This window comes from Nitrobacter sp. (genome assembly GCF_047149785.1).
Classification (GTDB): domain Bacteria; phylum Pseudomonadota; class Alphaproteobacteria; order Rhizobiales; family Xanthobacteraceae; genus Nitrobacter.
Genome location: NZ_BAAGBE010000001.1, coordinates 2505384 through 2524228 on the forward strand (window position 1 = coordinate 2505384; position 18845 = coordinate 2524228).

Sequence of the window (18845 nt, forward strand, 5' to 3'; positions counted from 1 at the left end):
GTTAAAAAAGCCTTTTATTCCAACACATCAGTGTGTTCCGCCGACCCGCCGGAGGCCAACTGGCGCGCGACCACCCGGTCGCGCAGCCACGAGCCGACCGCGCAACCGACAAGATAGACGCCGAACATCACCAATCCAAGATCGAGCCAGTAACCGAACCGGCCGGGAACCAGATGCGTCAGCGCCGCCACAATCAAGGCCGCGACCAAGAGAGACAGCCCCTGCGCGACCCGCTTCTTGACGCCCCGGCCACGGTGGACCACCGCGATCCAGCCCATGGCGAAACCCAGCAGCCACGATCCAGCGAGCCAACCCCAATGAAACATCGCCAGATAAACCATATCCTTACTGCCTCACAATGAAGTCAATGCGGCGATTCTTCGCCTTGCCCTCGTCGGTGTCGTTGGAGGCGATTGGCTGAGCACTGCCGTAACCCACCGGCTTGAATCGATCCGCGGGCATTCCGGCTTTCACGAGATAGTCCACGACCGCCTGCGCGCGTCGCTCGGACAACGTCTGGTTAAAGGAAGCGTCGCCGTCGCTATCGGTATGTCCGGCGATCTCGATCGTGGCGGTCGGACAGCGCAGCGCAGTTTCCGTCAGCCGGTCCAGCAGGCCGATGGAATCCGGATCCAGGGTGGCCTGGCCGGCTTCAAACTGGATGGTGCGCCTGCCCAGCAGATCGGCGAACAATTGCTGACAGACCGCGGGATCGACCGGCGCCGCCGCCGGCTTGACCGATACTTCCAGCTTCGCTTGCCAGCCTCGCGGCAGATCCTTGGGCAGGTCAGCGCGGATTTGCCTTCCCGCTGCATCATAGAGGGCATCGCCGGAAAGATTGACGTCCCGATCAGAGACGACAAGTCTTCCGGTCGACAACCGCGACAGGGATCCGAGCGCGCGCGTGACGACGGCGTCGAACCCTGCCGGCGCACCGAGACTTGCCTTGAGCTTGTCGACGACCTTCTCGCCGAACTTGCGGCCGGCTGATGCGGCGATCGCCGCATGCACGGCATTGTCGGGCACATAGCCGGTCAAGGTCAGCGTCGCGGCAACCGGATCCTTGTTGGCCTCGAAGATATACGGGGGGGCCTGGATGTCGTTGGAAACGGAATATCCGTCCGGCAGATTCTTGAGCGCTGCCGCAATCGCCTCGCGGCCGCCCAGTTCGCGCGCCATGCCCGACAGGTTTACCGTTAGATCGGAAATCGTGGCTTTGCCGGTCTTGAGTTTGCCGATCTCGCCGATCAGCAATATCGCCGCGGCCTCAAATCGCGGCGGCGCGCCGCGCGACAGATTCATGTGGTCGGCGAGGTCGATGCCTGAAAACGTCGCACGCGCGGCGTCCAGCAGCTTGTTCCTGACCACCGGCAACGGCGCGCTGCCGCTGAGCGTCACCCTTCCGACCTCGCGTTCGATGGTCCAGACGAACGGCTTGGCCTCGGCGACCAGCGCGGTGCGATCGTTGACCAGCCTCACGCCCGGGACCGCCTCGACCGAGGCCACCGCATTGCTGCGCTCCTGCTCCGAAAACGCCTCGGCAGAGAACGTGATATCGCGGCCGGCGGCGCTGATCGTGGTCTTGTCGAGAACGCTGTTTTTCAGCGAAGCGGCGGCGCGCGCGGTCAGATCGGCTTCCAGCGGACCCGTCGTGGTCCAGGCGGCTATCGCCCAAAGAACGGCGAGAGGGATGACGCCGGGCCACCACTTGCTGCTCCATTTGAAAAATCCGCGCATTCGATATCCCGTGTCGCGCAAAACCGGGCGGCTCGCCGGCGTTCCGGATCGTGCTGGCCGGACCATCTGAAGCGCGCGAACGGTCCAAACCAGATGCCGATTCGGCCGGCGCCGCGCTGGAAATGAAGAGAAAACAAACCCTTGCGAGGCTGTCAAACCGGAAATGGGACGAAAACCTCATAGCTGCTGCTTCGCCGCCGGATAACCGTTTCTTCAATCGTTTTCCACTAAGGAGGTCACCAAACCAACAATAAGGGCCGGCCGGTCAACTGGATGAAGCAGCTCCGCACCACCGTCATCCGCGCCGGACTGGAGGCGCTGTATTTCAGCGGCGCTCATCATCTGCTGCGGCCGATCTTCGCGGGCATCGGCACGATCTTCATGCTGCATCACGTGCGGCCGCGCCGGGACGCAGCGTTCCAGCCCAATCTTCACCTGGAAGTGACTCCTGAATTCCTGCGCACGACCCTGGCTCATGTCCGATCGCAGCGAATCGACATCGTAACGGCCGACGAGGCGCTCCGCCGGCTGATCGAGCACGACTTCTCGCGACGATTTGCCTGCTTCACCTTCGACGACGGCTACCGCGACAATCGCGACTTCGCGCTGCCGGCGATGCGCGAATACGACGCGCCGCTCACCGTCTATGTCGCGAGCGACTTCGCGGAAGGAACCGGCCGCCTCTGGTGGGTCGCGCTCGAACGCATCGTCGCGGCCGCCGACCGGATCGACAGCACGATCGGCGGCACCGCCATAGATCTCGACACCCGCACGGTCGAGGACAAGCAGGCCGCGTTCGCTCGGATCCACGACCTGCTGCGCGGGCTTGCGGACGATCGCGACATCGCGCGCGCGATCGGCGAATTGTGCGCACGCCACGGCGTCGATGAGTCCGATATCAGCCGGGAGTTGTGTCTGTCGTGGGACGAGTTGAAGCCCTTCGCGGCCGATCCGCTGGTCACCGTCGGCGCGCATACCGTCAGCCACTGCAATCTCGCAAAGCGAAGCGAGCAGCAGGCGCGTCAGGAGATCACCGTCAGCCGGACGCGGATCGAAGCCGTCTTGCAGCGTCCGGTCGCCCACCTCGCCTATCCCTACGGCGACCGTGGTGCTGCTGGACCGCGCGAGTTCGCTCTTGCGAAGGCGGCGGGTTTCAAGACCGCCGTCACGACGCGGCCGGGCATGATCTTTCCCGAAAATGCGGGGCATCCGACGGCGTTGCCGCGAATTTCCCTCAACGGAAATTATCAGACCGCGCGCGTCCTGCCGGTGCTGACATCGGGCGCCGCCACCGCCATGTGGAACGGTTTCCGCCGCGTCAGCGCCACGTGAAGGGATGGCGGCTAGAGCGTTTTCAAGTGAAGTGGATACCGGTTCGCGTAAAGAAAACGCGTCAAATCAAAATCATAGAGCCCGCTTCTGATTCCATCGGAAGCGGAAAGGCTCTAATTTGCAGGACCATCTGCTGCGCCCGCGTCACGCCGCCGGGATGGCCTCGGAGTTGCTCCAGGGCCGCGCCGGCGAGGCGAGACCGATCAGCCGCCCCTGGATGTAATCGCAGCCCCAGTCACGCAGCATGACGGCGGATTGCTCGTCCTGAACCCACTCGGCCACCGTCTTGATATCGAGCCGCCGCGCCAGATCGATCAGTGTCTGCACGAAAGCCCGATCGTCGGGGGAGCGCGCGATATTCTCCACGAACGCGCCGTCGACCTTGACGATGTCCACGCCCAGCTTGCGCAGGTTGCGGAACGAGGTGTAGCCGGCGCCGAAATCGTCGATCGCAATCCGGCTGCCGAAGTTCTTCAACCGCGTGACGAATTCCCTGACGCCGTCGATATCCTGAATCGCGACGGTTTCGGTGATCTCGACGATCAGGCGTTCGGCGACCCCGGGATGCGCCCCCATCAGGGATTCAATCGCCGCCCACCAGTCGGCGTCCATGGTGGTCTCCGGCGAGATGTTGATGCTGAGCCGGACGCCGGGCGCTTCCGCGAGTTCGGCGACCACAAGTTCGAGCACGCGATGATCGACCAGGCGGATCAGGCCGAGCTTTTCCGCGACCGGCACCACATCCGGCGCGAGCAGGAACTGCCCGTCCTGCTGGCGCATTCGCACCAGGCACTCGTAGAACGCCGGCGCACGCGTGCGCGCATCGACCACAGGCTCGAAGGCGGTGAGGATGCGCCGCTCGTTCAGCGCGGTGACGATTTCGTCGGTAACGCGGATGTTGGTCCGCCGCTGCGCGTCTCGCTCGACATCGGGCCGCCACACCGCGAACGACCCGTTGCGGCGGCTTTTGGCGGCTTCGAGAACTTCCTGGGCGCGGTTGATCGCCTCATCGGCGGTGCGTGCGTAACGCGGGGCCAGGACCGCGCCGATCGAGGCGGTGACGGAGACCGGACCGGACCTGGTCGGCACGATCTCGTCCCTGATACCCGTCAGAAGCCGCTCCGCGGCGACGTTCATGTCGTCGCTCGTGCAATCCTTCAGAATCAGTCCGAACTTGTTGCCGGAGAAGCGGCCGAGCACATCGCCGCTACGCAAGCGCGTACGGACACGCCTGGCGACGTCGCCGATCACCTCGTCGGCGACGTCGAAGCCGAAAGCGTCATTGATGCGCGCCAGATGGTCGATGCCGAGCAGCAGGAAAGCGAACGACGACCGGTAGCGCGCGGCTTCCTCGATCGCAACAGCAAGCGCCGCCGTCAGATGGGTGCGATTAAGTTCGCCGGTCAGGGCATCGTTTCGTGACAATCTGACAAGCTGCTCGTCTCGCGCGCGCCGCTCGTTCTCGAGCCGGACGATGCCTTCGACACGCACTGCCTTGCCATCGGCGTCGGCGAACCAGCAACCGGATTCCTCGATCCAGAGCATCGGCGCCGAGGCGCTGGCGCGCACGCCGTATTCGATGACATAGGGGACGCCCTCTCCCGGGCGCCGCGCAGGCGACGCGGCCAGCAGGACATCGGTGCGGACAGATCCGGACGGTTCGATCAGCCCGCCGAACCCGGCGCCGGTTGCGAGCAGAGCCGGGTCGATATCCTTAAAAATCGACGCCGCCTCACGGGTCCAGGCCATGGCGTCGCTGGCGATATCCCAGACGAATGCAGCCCGGCCGAGCGCAGCAACAATCTCCGACACCCTGGGCACCGGCGCTTGTTCCGCCGGCGCGTCGACTGTCTGTGACGCATCTACGCCGGACGGGGGCTGGGCTGCCGGTGCGATGGCGGATGTCATGGTCGCCTCATTCTGGGACGCCGACAGGTGATTCCTCTGCGAGCATAAGACCTCCCAGCCGCCAGGCATAGGCCCTAAACGCCCCGGAAAGCCGCCATTTGCCGGCACAACCGGGGGGGGCACCTCACGCGGTGCCCGGCACGGCCCTTGCGAGGCCAATCGCAAATACGGACGCGACGTCTCAAAACAACACATTTCGACGGGGCCGGATGAAATGGCGACCACGCAAACGTGCCAGACAGGTATAGTCGCCGCGGATCGGCGGGACGATAGCGAGGCGACAAACCCCGCAAGCGCCACGTCGGCATCCGCCGTCGTGCCCCTCGAACGTCAGCCTCCATTGCGATCCGTGGCGCGTCATGACGTTTTCTTTGTCACGCAACTGATCGCCATGGCGCAACACAGCCCGCAAACGCAGGCGTTACGCCGCGCTGCACCGCAGGTTGCGCACGCCGCCTATCATTCGACGAGCGTCCGAGATCAAGGCAGCGCGCAAATCGGCCTGCGGGTGACGCGAGTCATCTGAGCTAGCGCCGGGGCTGATCGGAAGACATCGGCGCCCCGCCGCCAGGCTGGATGTCGGACGCCGGAACGTTCGGATGCTGTTCGTTCGCGGTGGTCTCCAGGCGAACGATCACCGGCTCCGGCGCGATCTTCAGGACCGGTTCGGCAACGGACGCAGCCGTCGGAACGCCGGAGACAGGCGTCGGCGGAGAATCAGATGCCGGCGCGGAAACGGGCGGATCAAAACGCGGTGGTTCACGTGCCTCGGCTTCTTCAGACGCCGGTTGCAACGGCGCGGCGGCCGCACGGGCCGGCCGCCGCGCGCGCAAGACGAGGCCGGACAAGAAATCGACCGACGCCAGCAGCGTCAGCATGAAATAGGTCGATGAACCGAACTGCGGCAGCATCACGAATTCCGCCGCGGCGCCTCCGAATACCATCAGCGCCAACAGATGGTCGGTGAGGTATTTGCCGCCGGCACGGGAGCCCTTGATGATCTCGAACAGCAACAGGACGATGCCGAGCGCAAGCACCACGTCGCCGAGCGTCACCGGCCATGCCACGCCCGACACCAGCACCAACGTGAAAACGGGCTCCGTCAACAGGACGCCCGGCATCAGGAAGACGATGATGTTGCAGATCGCGAGAGGGATCAGGAGCAGCGGAAAACCGATCATGGACATCGGCAAAGCCTCCGTCGTTCAAGCGGGCGGGTTGAATTCGCGCCGAAACCGCCCTGACCTTCTCGCTCCCTTTAATTCCGGGTTATGCGGGACCTGCGATGCCAGCCCGGAAGCCCGAAATGAGGCCGGATCAGGAGTCGCTCTTGGCCTTCAAAACCTGGCGGCCCTTGTACATGCCGGTCTTCAGGTCGAGATGGTGGGGGCGTCGCAGTTCGCCGGAATCCTTGTCCTCGGCGTAAGTCGGCTTGCTGAGCGCATCCGCCGAACGGCGCATGCCACGCCGCGACGGCGATGTTTTTCTTCTTGGAACGGCCATATCGGATGTCCTTGCAGGGTTTGGGCGGCGTTATCCCGGAACGCCCACGGGCAGGCGTGCCCGGCCGAACGCGAGCTGAATGCTAAGGCCGGGCTTATAATGGAAGGAGCGCGCCAAGGCTAGTGGTCCGATTCCAACAACGCGGCCTCGGCTCAACCGCGATTGTCGCGCCAACATCGTCGCAGTTCGGCGGCCTGCGCCCGGACCATATAGGTTCCAGCCAGCCGGCGCACCCCGGGACCGGGCTTTCGGGCGCTCCGCCTGACCGGATTGGGCAGGATCGCGGCCATGAGCGCGGCCTCCCGGGCGGTCAGGTTCGCGGCGGAGCGCCCGAAGGCGTAACGGGAACCGGCCTCGGCCCCGAACTGCCCATTCGGACCCCACTCGGCGATATTCAGGTAGATTTCGAGGATCCGTTGTTTGGGCATCACGGCATCGATCCACATCGCGAGCGGAAATTCCAGCCCCTTGCGGATCAGGCTGCGGCCCGGCCACAGGAACAGATTTTTCGCGACCTGCTGCGTGATGGTCGAACCGCCGCGCGTCACCTCGCCGTCCTCGGCCTCGTCGAGCACCTCCCGCAGCGAATCCCAGTCGATGCCGCGATGGCTGCAGAACTTCGCATCTTCCGATGCGACCACGGAGCGCGGCAGCGCCGGCGAGATCGCCGCGAAATCGATCCACTGCCGCGACACCGGCGCGCCGGAGAGCTTGCGCCATATCATCAACGTCGAGACCGGACGGCCGGTCCGGTAGAGCGGCGTCAGCACATAGGGCAAAAGCAGCAGGCCGACAACGGCCAGCAGCGTGACACGGACCGTCCGCCGCATCACACCCCGCACGCAAAATCACGGTTAACGGTACCGAACACGGCACAAGCAGGCATCAAACTCCCCTTCCGGCCGCATCATAGCACGGCCGAACCGGCATATTGCCGATCGGGCGGAATTGACGAAGCCGGTGTCATGGACGATTGTCCCGCCCGATCGGCCTAAAGGGGTCGTTTGAGCCGAGTTGTCATTCCCGAAGCGCGTCAGCGGCTATCGGGAATCCGGTAACACGGGGAGAATCCGTAAATACCGGATTCCGGAAGGTTCGTCGCGGAGCCCGTTATCGGGCCGCGCTTTGCGCGGACCCGTCGGCGATGCCCCCGGAAATGGCACGGAAAGGTCGTTTTCTATTCTTGTTCTATTCCTGGAGCCCTTTTTTGATGACGTCAGGACTTTCATCCGCCGATTTCGCAAAACGCCTCGACAGGACGGCGGACGACACAGAGACGCTGCTGGGGACATTGCTGTCCGATACGCTTCAGCCCGGCGAGATCGCGCGGCCGAAGCGGCTGATGGACGCCATGCGCTATTCCTCGCTCGGCGGCGGCAAGCGGCTGCGGCCGTTTCTCGTCGTCGAAAGCTCGGCCGTGTTCGGGGTTCCGCGCGACGCCGCGCTGCTCGCCGGCGCGGCGCTCGAATGCATCCATTGTTATTCGCTGATCCATGACGACCTCCCGGCGATGGACAACAGCGACCTGCGCCGCGGGCAACCGACCCTGCACAAGACCACCGACGACGCAACCGCGATCCTCGCCGGCGACGGCCTGCTGACGCTCGCCTTCGACATCATCACCCGCGACGAGGTCCACAGGGATCCGGCGGTCCGCCTGGCGCTGACGCGCGCGCTGGCGCGCGCCGCCGGCATCGGCGGCATGGTCGGCGGACAGATGCTCGACCTCGCCGGCGAGGGCCGCTTCGGCGACCGCGAGCCGGTGGACGTGGCGCGTTTGCAGCAGATGAAGACGGGTGCGCTGCTCCGCTTCGGCTGCATCAGTGGCGCGCTGCTCGGCCAGGCATCGCAAAAGGATCATCAGGCGCTCGATGCTTACGGCCGCGCGCTCGGCGAAGCCTTCCAGATCGCCGACGATCTCCTCGACGTCGAAGGCGATGCGGCGGCCCTCGGCAAACCCGCCGGCGCCGACGCGGCGCTCGGCAAGACAACCTTCGTCACCCAACTCGGCATCGACGGCGCAAAGAAGCGGGTCCGCGATCTTCTGGCGAAGGCGGACGAGGCGCTGTCGGCCTTCGGCGCGCGCGGCGACGTACTGCGCGCCGCCGCGCATTTCGTCGCCGACCGCAAGAACTGAAGGATAACGATGGCGGGCAAGAACGCCGACGAAGAATTCTTGCTTCGCTTCAGGAAGCTGCCGGCGCCGGTGCGCATGGTCTATGCCCGGCCGCGCACCTTCGTCGCCGTCGCCGTCGGCATCGTCGCGTGCCTGCTGCTGCCGCATTCGCTGCAGCCGGTGACGCGGCTGCTGATCGGCTGGGACGTTTTCGCCGCGCTCTATCTCATACTCGTCTTCGTCGTGGTGTTCGGCAGCGGTCTCACTCACATCCGCCGTAACGCCCAGCTTCAGGATGACGGCCGCTTCGTGATCCTGCTGGTGACCGCGACCGGCGCCTTCGCCAGCATCGCCGCGATCGTATTCGAGCTTGGCGACCATACCCATAGCCCGCCGGAACTGGCGCTGGCGACGCTGACCATCGCATTATCCTGGGCAGCCGTGCACACCACTTTCGCGCTGCATTATGCGCACGAATACTATCGCGGGGCTGAACCCGGCGGCCTGCAATTTCCGAGCGGCGACCGGCACGAAGACGCCGACTACTGGGATTTCGTCTATTTCTCGTTCGTGATCGGGATGACGGCGCAGGTGTCCGACGTCGGCATCACCGACAAGATCATCCGCCGCACCGCGACAGCGCATGGCGTGATCTCGTTCGTCTACAATACGGCGTTGCTGGCGCTGATGGTTAACATCGCGGCGAGCGCGATCTGACCGCCGATAGCCATAGCATGATCCGTAAAGCAACCGGTCCGCGCGCCTGTTGCGCGCATGACAAATGCCCCGCTTCAATTGCAGATCTCGACGTTGCCGCCACCGCCTAACCGTCCACCCCCCTCCGCGGTGGTGCGGAACTCGATCCGGCAACCGCGCTTGACCGGGTGGCAGGTGTGATCGTCGCAGACAATGCCACCTTGCTCCGGCCTCGTGCTCGCGCGGCGGGGCAGTCTCCGCGGCGCAGCTATCGGCGGCGCCAGTTCGTCATCGAACCTGCCGCGGGCGGCGCGGCGGGGCCGGCGATTATCGCGCTCGCGCGACGCGGAAGGCGCCTTGCGTTCTTTCCGCGCGACACATTCGTTGTCGTCGTTGAGTACCTTGCCCTGGCCACAAGTGATCTTCGTACAGGTGTCGCCATCGGCCTTGTAGCCGTGACGGCAGATCAGCGGGCAGACGCGCGCCGTCTTGCCCTTGATGACGCCGAGCGTGTCGAGGCTGGCAAGCCTGACGTTCACCTTGGCGTCCGCGTAGCGATTGAACTTTTCGAGCGCGAGTCGGGACGCCCTGCCCCATTCGCCGTCGGCCGACCCGTCGTAGCAGCCGACGCGGCGCAATTCGGCCTGCACCGATTTGTTGATGTCAACGGCCGACAAGGTTGGCTGCGCGACAGACTCCGCCGGCGGGGTCCGGGAAGCGGTCTGCCGGGCCGGCGTCGGGGCGGCCGGCGAGGTGCCGGTCGGCGCAGGCGCGCCGGACTGCGTTGAACTGCGATCCGGCGTATTCGAAACGATCGCTGAAGATTTGGAATCCGAGGTATCGGCAGCGCGTTCGACCGCCTCGCGCGCCTGCTCCGCCGCGTCCACCTTCGCCTGCTCGATCCGCTTCGCCTTTTCGGCGGCAACCCGCGCCTCTTCGGCTACCTTGGCTGCGGCCGCCGCCTTGGCAACATCGGCCTGCTTCGCGCCTTCGGCCGCGAGGCGCGCTTTCTCATCCGCGGTCTCGCGCGCCTTCTCGGTCGCGGCGAGACGCGCATCTTCCGCGGCGATCTTGTCGAGCTGCCCTTTCGCAAGATCGGCGTAGAAGCCGGTCGGATAACTCTTCAGGAACGTGTCCCACGCTGCGCGCGTCCCGAGCTGCAGCGACAGTTCGTAATCGCGGCGAACCTCGGCGCGCGCATCGGCGACGGGAGCAGCCGGCACGGCCGGCACGACCTTGGCCGGAACCAGCGGCACATCCTCGCCGCCGAGCGAGCCGTAGACATACGGTTCCTGCCGGTTGTTGGTGACCTTGAGCACGTCGTCACGCACGAAGCCGAACGCCTTGCGCACGTCGAGGCCGGGCGTCGCGATATGGCGCACCAGCGCGGCGGTGAACGGGCTGTGCTTGCTGTCGCCGTCGGCGGCGGTCGAACCGGCCTTGGCCGCGTAGGCGATCAACGTATTCGGCGAGGTCGGCTCGACCTTGGCGAGGCCGCGACCGATCGAACGCATGCTGACCCTTTTCATGGTCTTGTCGAATGGATTGTCGCGGCATGCATCGAGAATCACCAGCCGCAACTGCTTGGCGGATTCCACGGCGACCAGCACGCGATCGAGCGATATCGCTTCGTCGTAGACATCGGTGTCGCGCTGAAGCGCCGCGTCGATCGGAATCAGATAGTTCGTGCCCTCCACCTCGATGCCGTGGCCGGCATAATAGATCACCGCCATGTCGGCGTTGCGCGCCTTGTCGCCGAAGTCGCGCAGCGCCCGCCGCATCTCGGCCCCGGTCAGGTCGTGACGCGCCTCGACCACGTCGAAACCGGCCTGTTCCATGGTCCGGGCGAAAGCGGCCGCGTCATTGTCAGGATTGGCGAGTCGGGGAACGTTGCGGTATTCCGAGTTGCCGATCACCAGCGCCACGCGCGTCTCCGCCGAAGCCGGCTGACAGATCAGCGCCGTGACCGCGGCCAGTAAAAATCCGAACAAATCGAGATATCGTCGCAAGCTCATGGCGGCACGTCCTGATCGTTCGTTCATATCACACCTGCCGGATTACCTGAAATCAAAGCCAGGCTTTGTGAGCCCGATCACAATCGTCAGGCCGGGCTGCTGCGCATCCGGGTTCGGACGATCCGTCAGCGCGCATGAATAGGACGACGGCAGCTCGCGAAACGTTCAACCGATCGGAGACGCCAGAAGGCCGCTTTCTGAACATCCCAAAGGACCGGGCATTGTTGACCCCGCCGCTGTTCCGCGCCATCTGAGGCACAGCCAACATGACCGAAACCTTTCTGAATTCCCTCCTCGTCCTCACCGTGCTGGCCGCATCGGCGGCACTGGCCCGGCGGCTGGTGACGGCGCCCGCCATCGTGTTTCTGGTGGTCGGCATCGTGCTGGCGTTCGTGCCGGGTCTTCCGCCCATCGAAATGGCGCCTGAAAGCGTGCTGCTGATGGTGCTGCCGCCGCTGATCTATTCCGCCGGCGTCTCCATGAGCTGGCGCGAATTCAGATCCAACCTGCGGCCGATCGCCCTGCTCGCCATCGGCTGCGTCATCTTCACGACCTGCGCGGTTGCCGCCGCAACACACTGGCTGCTCGGCCTGCCCTGGGGCGTCGGCTTCGTGCTCGGCGCCATCGTCTCGCCGCCCGACGTGGTGGCGCCGCTCGCCATCGCCAAGCGTCTGCATCTGCCGCACAGGATCCTGGTCATCCTCGAGGGCGAAGGCCTCGCCAACGACGCCACCGCGCTGATCCTCTATCGCTTCGCGGTGCTCGCGGTCTCGACCGGCACCTTTTCGCTGCCGACCGCGGCCGGATCGTTCGTCCTCATCCTGTTCGGCGAGATGGCGTTTGGCGCCGCCGTCGGCTGGCTCAGCCTGCGGCTGCGCCAGTGGGCCCAGGATGCACGGGTGGAAATCCTGCTGTCGCTGCTGACGCCCTATCTCGCCTATTGGGTGCCCGAACATCTCGGCGGCTCCGGCGTGATCGCGACCGTCGCCGCCGGACTTTATGTGAGCTGGAACGGACCGCTGCTGATCCCGGCGGCGACGCGGCTTCAGGGCATCTTCTTCTGGGATCTCGCGATCTGGCTGATCGAGGGCGTCCTGTTCCTGCTGATGGGCTTCGAGGTCCGGGTGCTGATGGAGAAGGCGAAGGCGGTCCCGATCGGCGAGGTGCTGATGGCGATCGCGCTGACCTCGGCTATCGTCATCGCGGCTCGATTCATCTGGGTCTTCCCCGGCACCTACCTGACCCGCATCCTCAGCGCGCGGGTCCGCAGGCGCGATCCGACGCCATCATGGCGCTATGTCGTGGTGATCGGCTTCACAGGGATTCGCGGCGTGGTGTCGCTCGCGGTGGCGCTGGCCCTGCCGCTGACGCTGCCGGGCGGCGAGGCGTTTCCCTATCGCGACCTCATCCAGTTGACGAGCTTCGGCGTGATCTTCGTGACGCTGTTCGGCATCGGCCTGACGCTGCCGTTCGTCGTCGACCTGCTCGGCGTCTCGAAGCGTGGCCGCCGCGAGGCGATGAAGGAGCGCGAGGCCGAGATCGCGGCGCGGCGAACCATCATCGAGGCTGCGCGCGGCGCGCTCACCACCATCATCACCGAACGCAAGCTGCCCGAGGGCCTCGCCAAGTTTCTCGAAGCGCGGCACGAAACCCGGATGCGAGCGCTGCCCGATCCGCCGCGGAACGGCGACGAGCATTCGCCGGCGACCAAGGGAGCATCCATGGTGCGCGAGATCATCGGCATCGAGCGCGCGCATCTCCACCAGCTCTTGCGCGAGGGCAAGATCACCGACGAAACCCGCCGCCGGATCGAGCGCGATCTCGACCTGGAGGAAGCGGTGGTCGACAACCGGGAAAAGCACACGCCGCTATAAGTGCCGGCCCCTGCTGAAAGCGCTTCATCGGAACACTATGTGCTCCCTCTCCCGCTTGCGGGGGAGGGTTGGGGAGGGGGGCAATGTCGATGAAATGTCCCCACTCGACCGGCTTCGTCGGTCTACTCCGCCGCGGTCGCCGCTTCGGCCCGCGTCTTGGCGCCGGAGCCATACCGCTGTTCGATGTAATCGATCACCAGCGCCTTGAAGTCCTGCGCGATCGCCGGCCCGCGCAGCGTCCTGAACTTCTTGCCGTCGACGAAGACCGGCGCGGCCGGCGCCTCGCCGGTGCCGGGCAGCGAAATGCCGATATCGGCATGCTTGGATTCGCCGGGGCCGTTGACGATGCAACCCATGACCGCAACGTTGAGCTGCTCGACGCCGGGATACTGCGCCTTCCAGTTCGGCATCTCGTCGCGGATGAAGTCCTGAATCGACCGCGCCAGTTCCTGGAACGTGGTCGAGGTGGTGCGTCCGCAGCCGGGACAGGCCGCGACCAGCGGCACGAACGTGCGGAAACCCATGGTCTGCAGCAATTCCTGCGCGACCTGCACTTCCAGCGTGCGATCGCCGCCGGGCTCGGGCGTCAGCGAAATGCGGATGGTGTCGCCGATGCCCTGCTGCAAAAGGATCCCGAGCGCGGCGCTTGAGGCAACGATGCCCTTCGAGCCCATGCCGGCTTCGGTCAGACCAAGATGGATCGCATAGTCAGAGCGTTCCGCCAGCGTCTGGTAGACGGCGATCAGATCCTGCACCGCCGAGACCTTCGCCGACAGGATCATCTTGTTTTTCGGCAGGCCGATTTCCTCGGCGCGCTTCGCCGACAACAGCGCCGACTGCACCATGGCCTCGCGCGTCACCGCGCGGGCGTCGAGCGGCGCGGCCGAACTGGCGTTCTCTTCCATCAGGTGCGTCAGCAATTCCTGATCGAGCGAGCCCCAGTTGGCGCCGATCCGCACCGCCTTGCCGTATTTGATCGCGGTCTCGACGATGTCGGTGAACTGCTTGTCGCGCTTGTCCTTGAAACCGACATTGCCCGGATTGATGCGGTACTTGTCGAGCGCTTCGGCGCAGGCCGGATGATCGGCCAGCAGTTTATGGCCAATGTAGTGGAAATCACCGATCAGCGGCGTGGTGACGCCGCGCTTGCGCAAACCGTCGCGGATATGCGGCACGGCGGCGGCGGCCTCGTCGCGATCCACCGTGATGCGGACCATTTCCGAGCCGGCGCGCGACAGTGCGGCGACCTGGGCGATCGTGCCCTCGATGTCGGCGGTGTCGGTATTGGTCATCGACTGCACCACGATCGGCGCGCCGCCGCCGACGGCGACGTTGCCGACCATGACTTGCGTGGTTCTGTGCCGCGGACTCGGGCCAGCGACGTCGATTTGCGACGGATTTTCGAGCTTGTTCATGGGTCTCAAAATATCAGGTTTTCGTGACATTCAGTAACGGATCAATGGCGAGCGGGGAAGACCGATCGAAGTCAAAGGCCGGCAACCACCACTGGCGCCGCAAGTCAAAGCCGGCGTCAGCGGGTCATTCATAATGAGATAACCCGCCGCGACGTCAAACAAAGGGGGCATGGAGGTAAAAGCCGGCAATTTGCCGGCGGAATAAGTTTTAACCATTGAAAACCATATCAAAATTTCATCTGGATGGCCGACCGACGCCGCTAGCTCGCGCTCTGGCAATGCGCGCAGGTGCCGGTGATTTCGACCACGGACAGCTTCGGCGTGAATCCGGTGGAGCGGGCGGCGTCGCTCAGGCTCTGCGCCACGCGGCTCGCCGGAATTTCGCCGACCGAACCGCACCGCTCGCAGATCAGAAACGCCACCATCGCGCTCGCATCGTGGTCGTGCCCGCAGGCCAGGAACGCGTTGCGGCTTTCGATGCGGTGAACGAGGCCGTTCTCCATCAGAAAGTCGAGCGCGCGATAGACCGTGATCGGCGCCGGGCGCGGCATCGATTTGGCCAGTTCCTCGATCACCTCATAGGCGCCGAGCGGCCGATGGCTCGACAGCAATGCCTGCAGCACCTGGCGGCGGATCGGCGTGAACTTCTGCGCGCGCTGGGCGCAGACCTTCTCCGCATGGCTGATCGCCTCCGAGGCGCAGCGGTCGTGATCGTGCCCCGGCACGGGGAATGTCGGTCTGGTCGCTGTCATCTTATGTCTATTTAAACCGTTTGAGCGGATTTCGCCGCTCTATTTCAATTTCAGCAGTCATATTCGCGGAATACCTACATCTTGCAATGCAGCATAGCCCCCGGAAGGTATTATGTGCAGGCAAGCAGCTAGCCATGAGCTGCACGCAGGTCAGCTTTTTCATAGTGGAGGTAATGCTTTTCATAAGCTTGCTTATTATAACGAGTGTTAGGAGTTCTTCCTATGCCGGACCGTTCGATCGAGAGCGACTTTCTCTTTACCCTGTTCGAGGTGCAGCGCCTGCTCCGGCTCTTCGCCGACAAACAGGCGTCGCGCTACGGCCTGAACCGGGCGCAGTGGGCTGTGCTCGCCAAACTGGAGCGCACCGAAGGGCTGAAGCAGGCCGATGTCGCGGAGTTGATGGAGATGCAGCCCATTACTCTGACGCGATTGATCGACAAGCTTTGCAAGGCCGGCCTGATCGAGCGCCGCGGCGATGACACCGACCGCCGCATCAACCGCCTTTACCTGACCCGGGCCGCGCGGCCCTTGCTGGCGCAGCTTGCCGCATTGCGTGGCGAAATCACACAAGCCGCGCTCGCCGATATCGCGATCGCGGATGCACGCCGTCTGATCGAGCAACTTCAAACCGTCAAGGACAATGTCCGCAACGCGCTGCAAGGCGTCGGGCACATCGACAACAGTAAAGCGAAAGAACAGCGCTATGGCTGAGCCAGCCCTGAAATTTCCACCCGATCAGAAAGGCGCGCCGGCGGTGCTGCCTCCATCGCCGCCCAAGGATGCCAAGCCGCGCCGGCGGTTGCTGGCTTCGCTGCGCCGCTACCGCCGGCCGCTGCTTCTGGTCGTGCTGCCGCTGATCGCGCTGATCGCCGGGCTGACATTCTATCTGTCGGGCGGCCGCTACGTGACGACCGACGACGCCTATGTCGGCGCGCAGAAGGTTCTGATCACGCCGGAGGTCTCCGGCAAGATCGACAGCGTGACCGTGAAGGAAGGTCAGCACGTCAAACAGGGCGATCCCCTGTTCGAGATCGATCCAGTGCCGTTCCGCCTGGCCGTCCAGCAAGCGCAAGCGAAGCTGAGTGTCGCCACAATCGAATACAACACGCTGAAATCGAACCTCGCCAATTATGCCCAGTCCGAAGCGCTCGCCCAGCAGAGCATCGACGTCAAGCAGCGCGATGTCGATCGCAAGACGGCGCTCGTGAAAAGCAATTCCGGATCGCGGCTCGACCTCGACAATTCCCTCAGCGCGCTGGTGCAGGCGCAGGGCGTGAACCAGATTCTGGAGCAGCAGATTTCGAATGCCCGCAACAAGCTGCTTGGCGATCCACATTTGCCGATCGAGAAATTCCCCGCCTATGCGCAGGCCAAGGCCGCGCTGGCCGACGCGCAGCGCAACCTCGCGAATACCGAGCTGCGCGCGCCGATCGACGGCGTCGCCACGCAGGTCGACAACATTCAGCTCGGCCGCTTCGTCGCCGCCGGAACGCCGGTGTTCAGCGTCGTCGATCTCGACCATCCATGGGTCGATGCGAATCCCAAGGAATCCGACTTCACCTACGTGGCCGTCGGACAACCCGTCGATCTCTCCATCGACTCCTTCCCCGACCACACCTTCAAGGGCACCGTGGGGTCGCTCAGTCCCGGCACCGGCGCGACATTCGCGATCCTGCCGCCGCAGAACGCCACCGGAAACTTCGTGAAGGTCGTGCAGCGCATTCCGGTCCGGATCTATTTCGACAAGAGCGATCCCGCCGTGGCCAAGCTGAAATCCGGCATGAGCGTCTACGTATCGATCGACACCCACCATCGCCGCACGCTCGCGGGCCTGCTTGGCCTGTCGCGCACAAAGCAGAACTAGATCGATGTCGGCGGCCCCCGCACATTCGGCCGCGGTTCCGGGGCTGCGCCGGAACATGGTGACGATCTGCGCCATGACCGCGACCATCATGCAGGCGCTCGACACCACGATCGCCAACGTCGCGCTGCCTTACATGCAGGGGTCGCTGTCGGCGTCGCAGGACCAGATCAACTGGGTGCTGACTTCCTATATCGTGGCCGCCGCCATCATGACCGCGCCGGTCGGCTGGATCGCCAACCGCTTCGGCCGCAAGCGCATCTTTATCCTCTGCTCGGCAGGCTTCACCCTCGCATCGGTGATGTGCGGACTGTCGCAGGATATCACCCAGATGGTGCTGTCCCGTTTGCTGCAAGGCGTGTTCGGCGCCGCGCTGGTGCCGCTGTCGCAGGCCGTGCTGCTCGACAGCTACGCGCTGCACGAGCGCGCCAAGGCGATGGCGATCTGGGGCATGGGTGTGATGATGGGGCCGATCATGGGCCCCTCGCTCGGCGCGTGGCTGACCGAAACCTATAGCTGGCACTGGGTGTTCTTCGTGAACCTGCCGTTCGGCCTGATCACGGTCATCGGTCTGAGCATTTTCATGGACGAGACCCGGCTCGACACCAAACTGCAATTCGACTGGTTCGGCTTCACGGCGCTCGCCATCGGCATCGGCGCGCTGCAGCTTGCGCTCGATCGCGGCGAGCAGCTCGACTGGCTGGAATCCTGGGAGATCACCACCGAGTTCATCGTCTCTGCCGTCGGCTTCTACTATTTCTTCGCGCACTCGCTGACGACGAAGCGACCGTTCGTTCAGTTCGCGATCTTCAAGGACCGGAATTTCGCGACCGCGCTTATCTTCATGGCGGTGATCGGCGTGGTGCTGTTCTCGACCATGGCGCTGGCCTCGCCGCTGTTTCAGAACGCCTACGGCTACCCGATCCTGACCGCGGGGCTGCTGCTCGCGACACGAGGCATCGGAACGTTCGTGGCCATGATGATGGTCAGCCGCCTCATGGCATACTTCGAGGCGCGGACCCTGATCGCCGCCGGCCTGACGCTGATCGCGATCACGCTCTACGACATGGCCGGCTGGACCGCCGATATTTCGGTGCGGGCCATTGCCATCAACAGTATCTTCCAGGGCTACGGTATTGGCCTTGTCTTCGTGCCGATGACCACCGCGGCCTTCATGACGCTGCCCGACCATTTGCGCACCGACGGCACCTCGATGCTGACGCTGGTGCGCAACGTCGCGAGTTCCATCGGCATTTCCATTGTCATCGCGCGACTGACAAGCGGAAGCATTCGCGTCCATGCCGTACTGGCCGAGCATATCAACCCGTTCAACAACGCGCTGCAGATGCCGAACGTGACAAGCACCATCAACCTCAACACCGACATGGGCCGTGCGATGATGGACCTGATCCTCAATGCGCAGGCGCAGATCATCGCGTTCTCGCAGGACTTCGAACTGGTCGCGCTGGTGACCGTCCTCGCGATTCCGCTGGCGCTGATCCTGAAATCGACCAAGGCGGCGATGCGCGCGCCGTCCGCGGATCATGCCGCGGTAATGGAATAGGATGAACAGCACGGACGCCCTCGCGCGACCGCGAACCGATCACGTGGAAAACGGGCACGGCCGCCGCAATGC

The 18845-nt window shown here is 64.5% G+C and carries 16 protein-coding genes; 7 read left to right on the forward strand and 9 right to left on the reverse strand.

Translation table 11 applies throughout. The features are described from left to right. Positions 1-14: 14 nt before the first annotated feature. Together ACMDCM_RS11600 and ACMDCM_RS11605 are read right to left on the reverse strand one after the other, a co-directional pair. Entirely contained in the window at positions 15-341 is a 327-nt protein-coding gene (locus tag ACMDCM_RS11600) for a hypothetical protein (protein ID WP_412773699.1), read from the reverse strand. Positions 342-345: 4 nt separating this feature from the next. Continuing rightward, complete coding sequence (locus tag ACMDCM_RS11605) at positions 346-1737, reverse strand: OmpA family protein (protein WP_412773700.1); 1392 nt, start codon at positions 1735-1737, stop codon at positions 346-348. A 273-nt stretch (positions 1738-2010) separates the two neighbouring features. Here ACMDCM_RS11605 and ACMDCM_RS11610 point away from each other — a divergent pair, with 273 nt between their 5' ends. Beyond that, the gene (locus ACMDCM_RS11610; RefSeq protein WP_412773701.1) at positions 2011-3069 is read left to right on the forward strand and encodes a polysaccharide deacetylase family protein; all 1059 of its coding nucleotides are present in this window, start codon (positions 2011-2013) and stop codon (positions 3067-3069) included. Positions 3070-3213: 144 nt separating this feature from the next. On the opposite strand, the gene ACMDCM_RS11615 is transcribed toward ACMDCM_RS11610, so the two are convergent. From ACMDCM_RS11615 to mtgA, 4 genes are all read right to left on the reverse strand, one after another. Next, positions 3214-4977, reverse strand: coding sequence for a putative bifunctional diguanylate cyclase/phosphodiesterase (locus ACMDCM_RS11615; RefSeq protein ID WP_412773702.1), 1764 nt, complete (start codon positions 4975-4977; stop codon positions 3214-3216). Between the two features lie 527 nt (positions 4978-5504). Beyond that, positions 5505-6164: a hypothetical protein gene (locus ACMDCM_RS11620; RefSeq protein ID WP_412773703.1), complete on the reverse strand. Its 660-nt coding sequence runs from the start codon at positions 6162-6164 to the stop codon at positions 5505-5507. Between the two features lie 130 nt (positions 6165-6294). Continuing rightward, a complete protein-coding gene (gene rpmF / locus ACMDCM_RS11625) occupies positions 6295-6480 on the reverse strand; it encodes a 50S ribosomal protein L32 (protein ID WP_009798498.1) in 186 nt (61 codons plus the stop codon). Between the two features lie 152 nt (positions 6481-6632). Beyond that, entirely contained in the window at positions 6633-7310 is a 678-nt protein-coding gene (gene mtgA, locus ACMDCM_RS11630; protein WP_412773704.1) for a monofunctional biosynthetic peptidoglycan transglycosylase, read from the reverse strand. A 380-nt stretch (positions 7311-7690) separates the two neighbouring features. Between mtgA and ACMDCM_RS11635 the strand changes: the two genes are divergently transcribed. Together ACMDCM_RS11635 and ACMDCM_RS11640 are read left to right on the forward strand one after the other, a co-directional pair. Further along, a complete protein-coding gene (locus ACMDCM_RS11635) occupies positions 7691-8617 on the forward strand; it encodes a polyprenyl synthetase family protein (RefSeq protein WP_412773705.1) in 927 nt (308 codons plus the stop codon). A gap of 9 nt (positions 8618-8626) precedes the next feature. After that, positions 8627-9313 (forward strand): DUF1345 domain-containing protein, encoded by a 687-nt coding sequence (locus tag ACMDCM_RS11640; protein ID WP_412773706.1) that lies wholly within the window; start codon positions 8627-8629, stop codon positions 9311-9313. 74 nt (positions 9314-9387) lie between these two features. Here the strand turns inward: ACMDCM_RS11640 and ACMDCM_RS11645 are convergent, their stop codons facing one another. Further along, entirely contained in the window at positions 9388-11307 is a 1920-nt protein-coding gene (locus ACMDCM_RS11645; RefSeq protein ID WP_412773707.1) for a caspase family protein, read from the reverse strand. Positions 11308-11573: 266 nt separating this feature from the next. Between ACMDCM_RS11645 and ACMDCM_RS11650 the strand changes: the two genes are divergently transcribed. Continuing rightward, complete coding sequence (locus ACMDCM_RS11650) at positions 11574-13181, forward strand: Na+/H+ antiporter (RefSeq protein WP_412773708.1); 1608 nt, start codon at positions 11574-11576, stop codon at positions 13179-13181. 122 nt (positions 13182-13303) lie between these two features. On the opposite strand, the gene ispG is transcribed toward ACMDCM_RS11650, so the two are convergent. Together ispG and ACMDCM_RS11660 are read right to left on the reverse strand one after the other, a co-directional pair. Beyond that, on the reverse strand, positions 13304-14596 hold the full coding sequence (ispG, locus tag ACMDCM_RS11655) for a flavodoxin-dependent (E)-4-hydroxy-3-methylbut-2-enyl-diphosphate synthase (RefSeq protein ID WP_412773709.1): 1293 nt from the start codon (positions 14594-14596) through the stop codon (positions 13304-13306). A 260-nt stretch (positions 14597-14856) separates the two neighbouring features. Further along, positions 14857-15348, reverse strand: a complete 492-nt coding sequence (locus ACMDCM_RS11660; RefSeq protein WP_412773710.1) for a Fur family transcriptional regulator — start codon at positions 15346-15348, stop codon at positions 14857-14859. Between the two features lie 222 nt (positions 15349-15570). On the opposite strand from ACMDCM_RS11660, the gene ACMDCM_RS11665 reads away from it, so the two are divergent. From ACMDCM_RS11665 to ACMDCM_RS11675, 3 genes are read left to right on the forward strand one after another with little or no spacing between them, the layout of a single operon-like run. Then, positions 15571-16059, forward strand: coding sequence for a MarR family winged helix-turn-helix transcriptional regulator (locus ACMDCM_RS11665; RefSeq protein WP_412773711.1), 489 nt, complete (start codon positions 15571-15573; stop codon positions 16057-16059). Continuing rightward, positions 16052-17212 carry an HlyD family secretion protein gene (locus tag ACMDCM_RS11670; protein WP_412773712.1) on the forward strand — a complete coding sequence of 387 codons (1161 nt, stop codon included), beginning with the start codon at positions 16052-16054 and terminating at the stop codon, positions 17210-17212. Before ACMDCM_RS11665 ends, ACMDCM_RS11670 begins: the two co-directional genes overlap by 8 nt. Before the next feature lie 4 nt (positions 17213-17216). Further along, the gene (locus tag ACMDCM_RS11675) at positions 17217-18773 is read left to right on the forward strand and encodes an MDR family MFS transporter (RefSeq protein ID WP_412773713.1); all 1557 of its coding nucleotides are present in this window, start codon (positions 17217-17219) and stop codon (positions 18771-18773) included. The last annotated feature ends 72 nt before the right edge of the window (positions 18774-18845 follow it).

Coding starts and splice junctions, on each gene's coding strand:
- rpmF (WP_009798498.1), bottom strand. CDS start 6,480: ATGGCCGTTCCAAGAAGAAAAACATCGCCGTCGCGGCGTGGCATGCGC.
- ispG (WP_412773709.1), bottom strand. CDS start 14,596: ATGAACAAGCTCGAAAATCCGTCGCAAATCGACGTCGCTGGCCCGAGT.
- ACMDCM_RS11645 (WP_412773707.1), bottom strand. CDS start 11,307: ATGAGCTTGCGACGATATCTCGATTTGTTCGGATTTTTACTGGCCGCG.
- ACMDCM_RS11675 (WP_412773713.1), top strand. CDS start 17,217: ATGTCGGCGGCCCCCGCACATTCGGCCGCGGTTCCGGGGCTGCGCCGG.
- ACMDCM_RS11620 (WP_412773703.1), bottom strand. CDS start 6,164: ATGTCCATGATCGGTTTTCCGCTGCTCCTGATCCCTCTCGCGATCTGC.
- ACMDCM_RS11665 (WP_412773711.1), top strand. CDS start 15,571: ATGCCGGACCGTTCGATCGAGAGCGACTTTCTCTTTACCCTGTTCGAG.
- ACMDCM_RS11615 (WP_412773702.1), bottom strand. CDS start 4,977: ATGACATCCGCCATCGCACCGGCAGCCCAGCCCCCGTCCGGCGTAGAT.
- ACMDCM_RS11640 (WP_412773706.1), top strand. CDS start 8,627: ATGGCGGGCAAGAACGCCGACGAAGAATTCTTGCTTCGCTTCAGGAAG.
- ACMDCM_RS11600 (WP_412773699.1), bottom strand. CDS start 341: ATGGTTTATCTGGCGATGTTTCATTGGGGTTGGCTCGCTGGATCGTGG.
- ACMDCM_RS11650 (WP_412773708.1), top strand. CDS start 11,574: ATGACCGAAACCTTTCTGAATTCCCTCCTCGTCCTCACCGTGCTGGCC.
- ACMDCM_RS11610 (WP_412773701.1), top strand. CDS start 2,011: ATGAAGCAGCTCCGCACCACCGTCATCCGCGCCGGACTGGAGGCGCTG.
- ACMDCM_RS11635 (WP_412773705.1), top strand. CDS start 7,691: ATGACGTCAGGACTTTCATCCGCCGATTTCGCAAAACGCCTCGACAGG.
- ACMDCM_RS11670 (WP_412773712.1), top strand. CDS start 16,052: ATGGCTGAGCCAGCCCTGAAATTTCCACCCGATCAGAAAGGCGCGCCG.
- ACMDCM_RS11605 (WP_412773700.1), bottom strand. CDS start 1,737: ATGCGCGGATTTTTCAAATGGAGCAGCAAGTGGTGGCCCGGCGTCATC.
- ACMDCM_RS11660 (WP_412773710.1), bottom strand. CDS start 15,348: ATGACAGCGACCAGACCGACATTCCCCGTGCCGGGGCACGATCACGAC.
- mtgA (WP_412773704.1), bottom strand. CDS start 7,310: ATGCGGCGGACGGTCCGTGTCACGCTGCTGGCCGTTGTCGGCCTGCTG.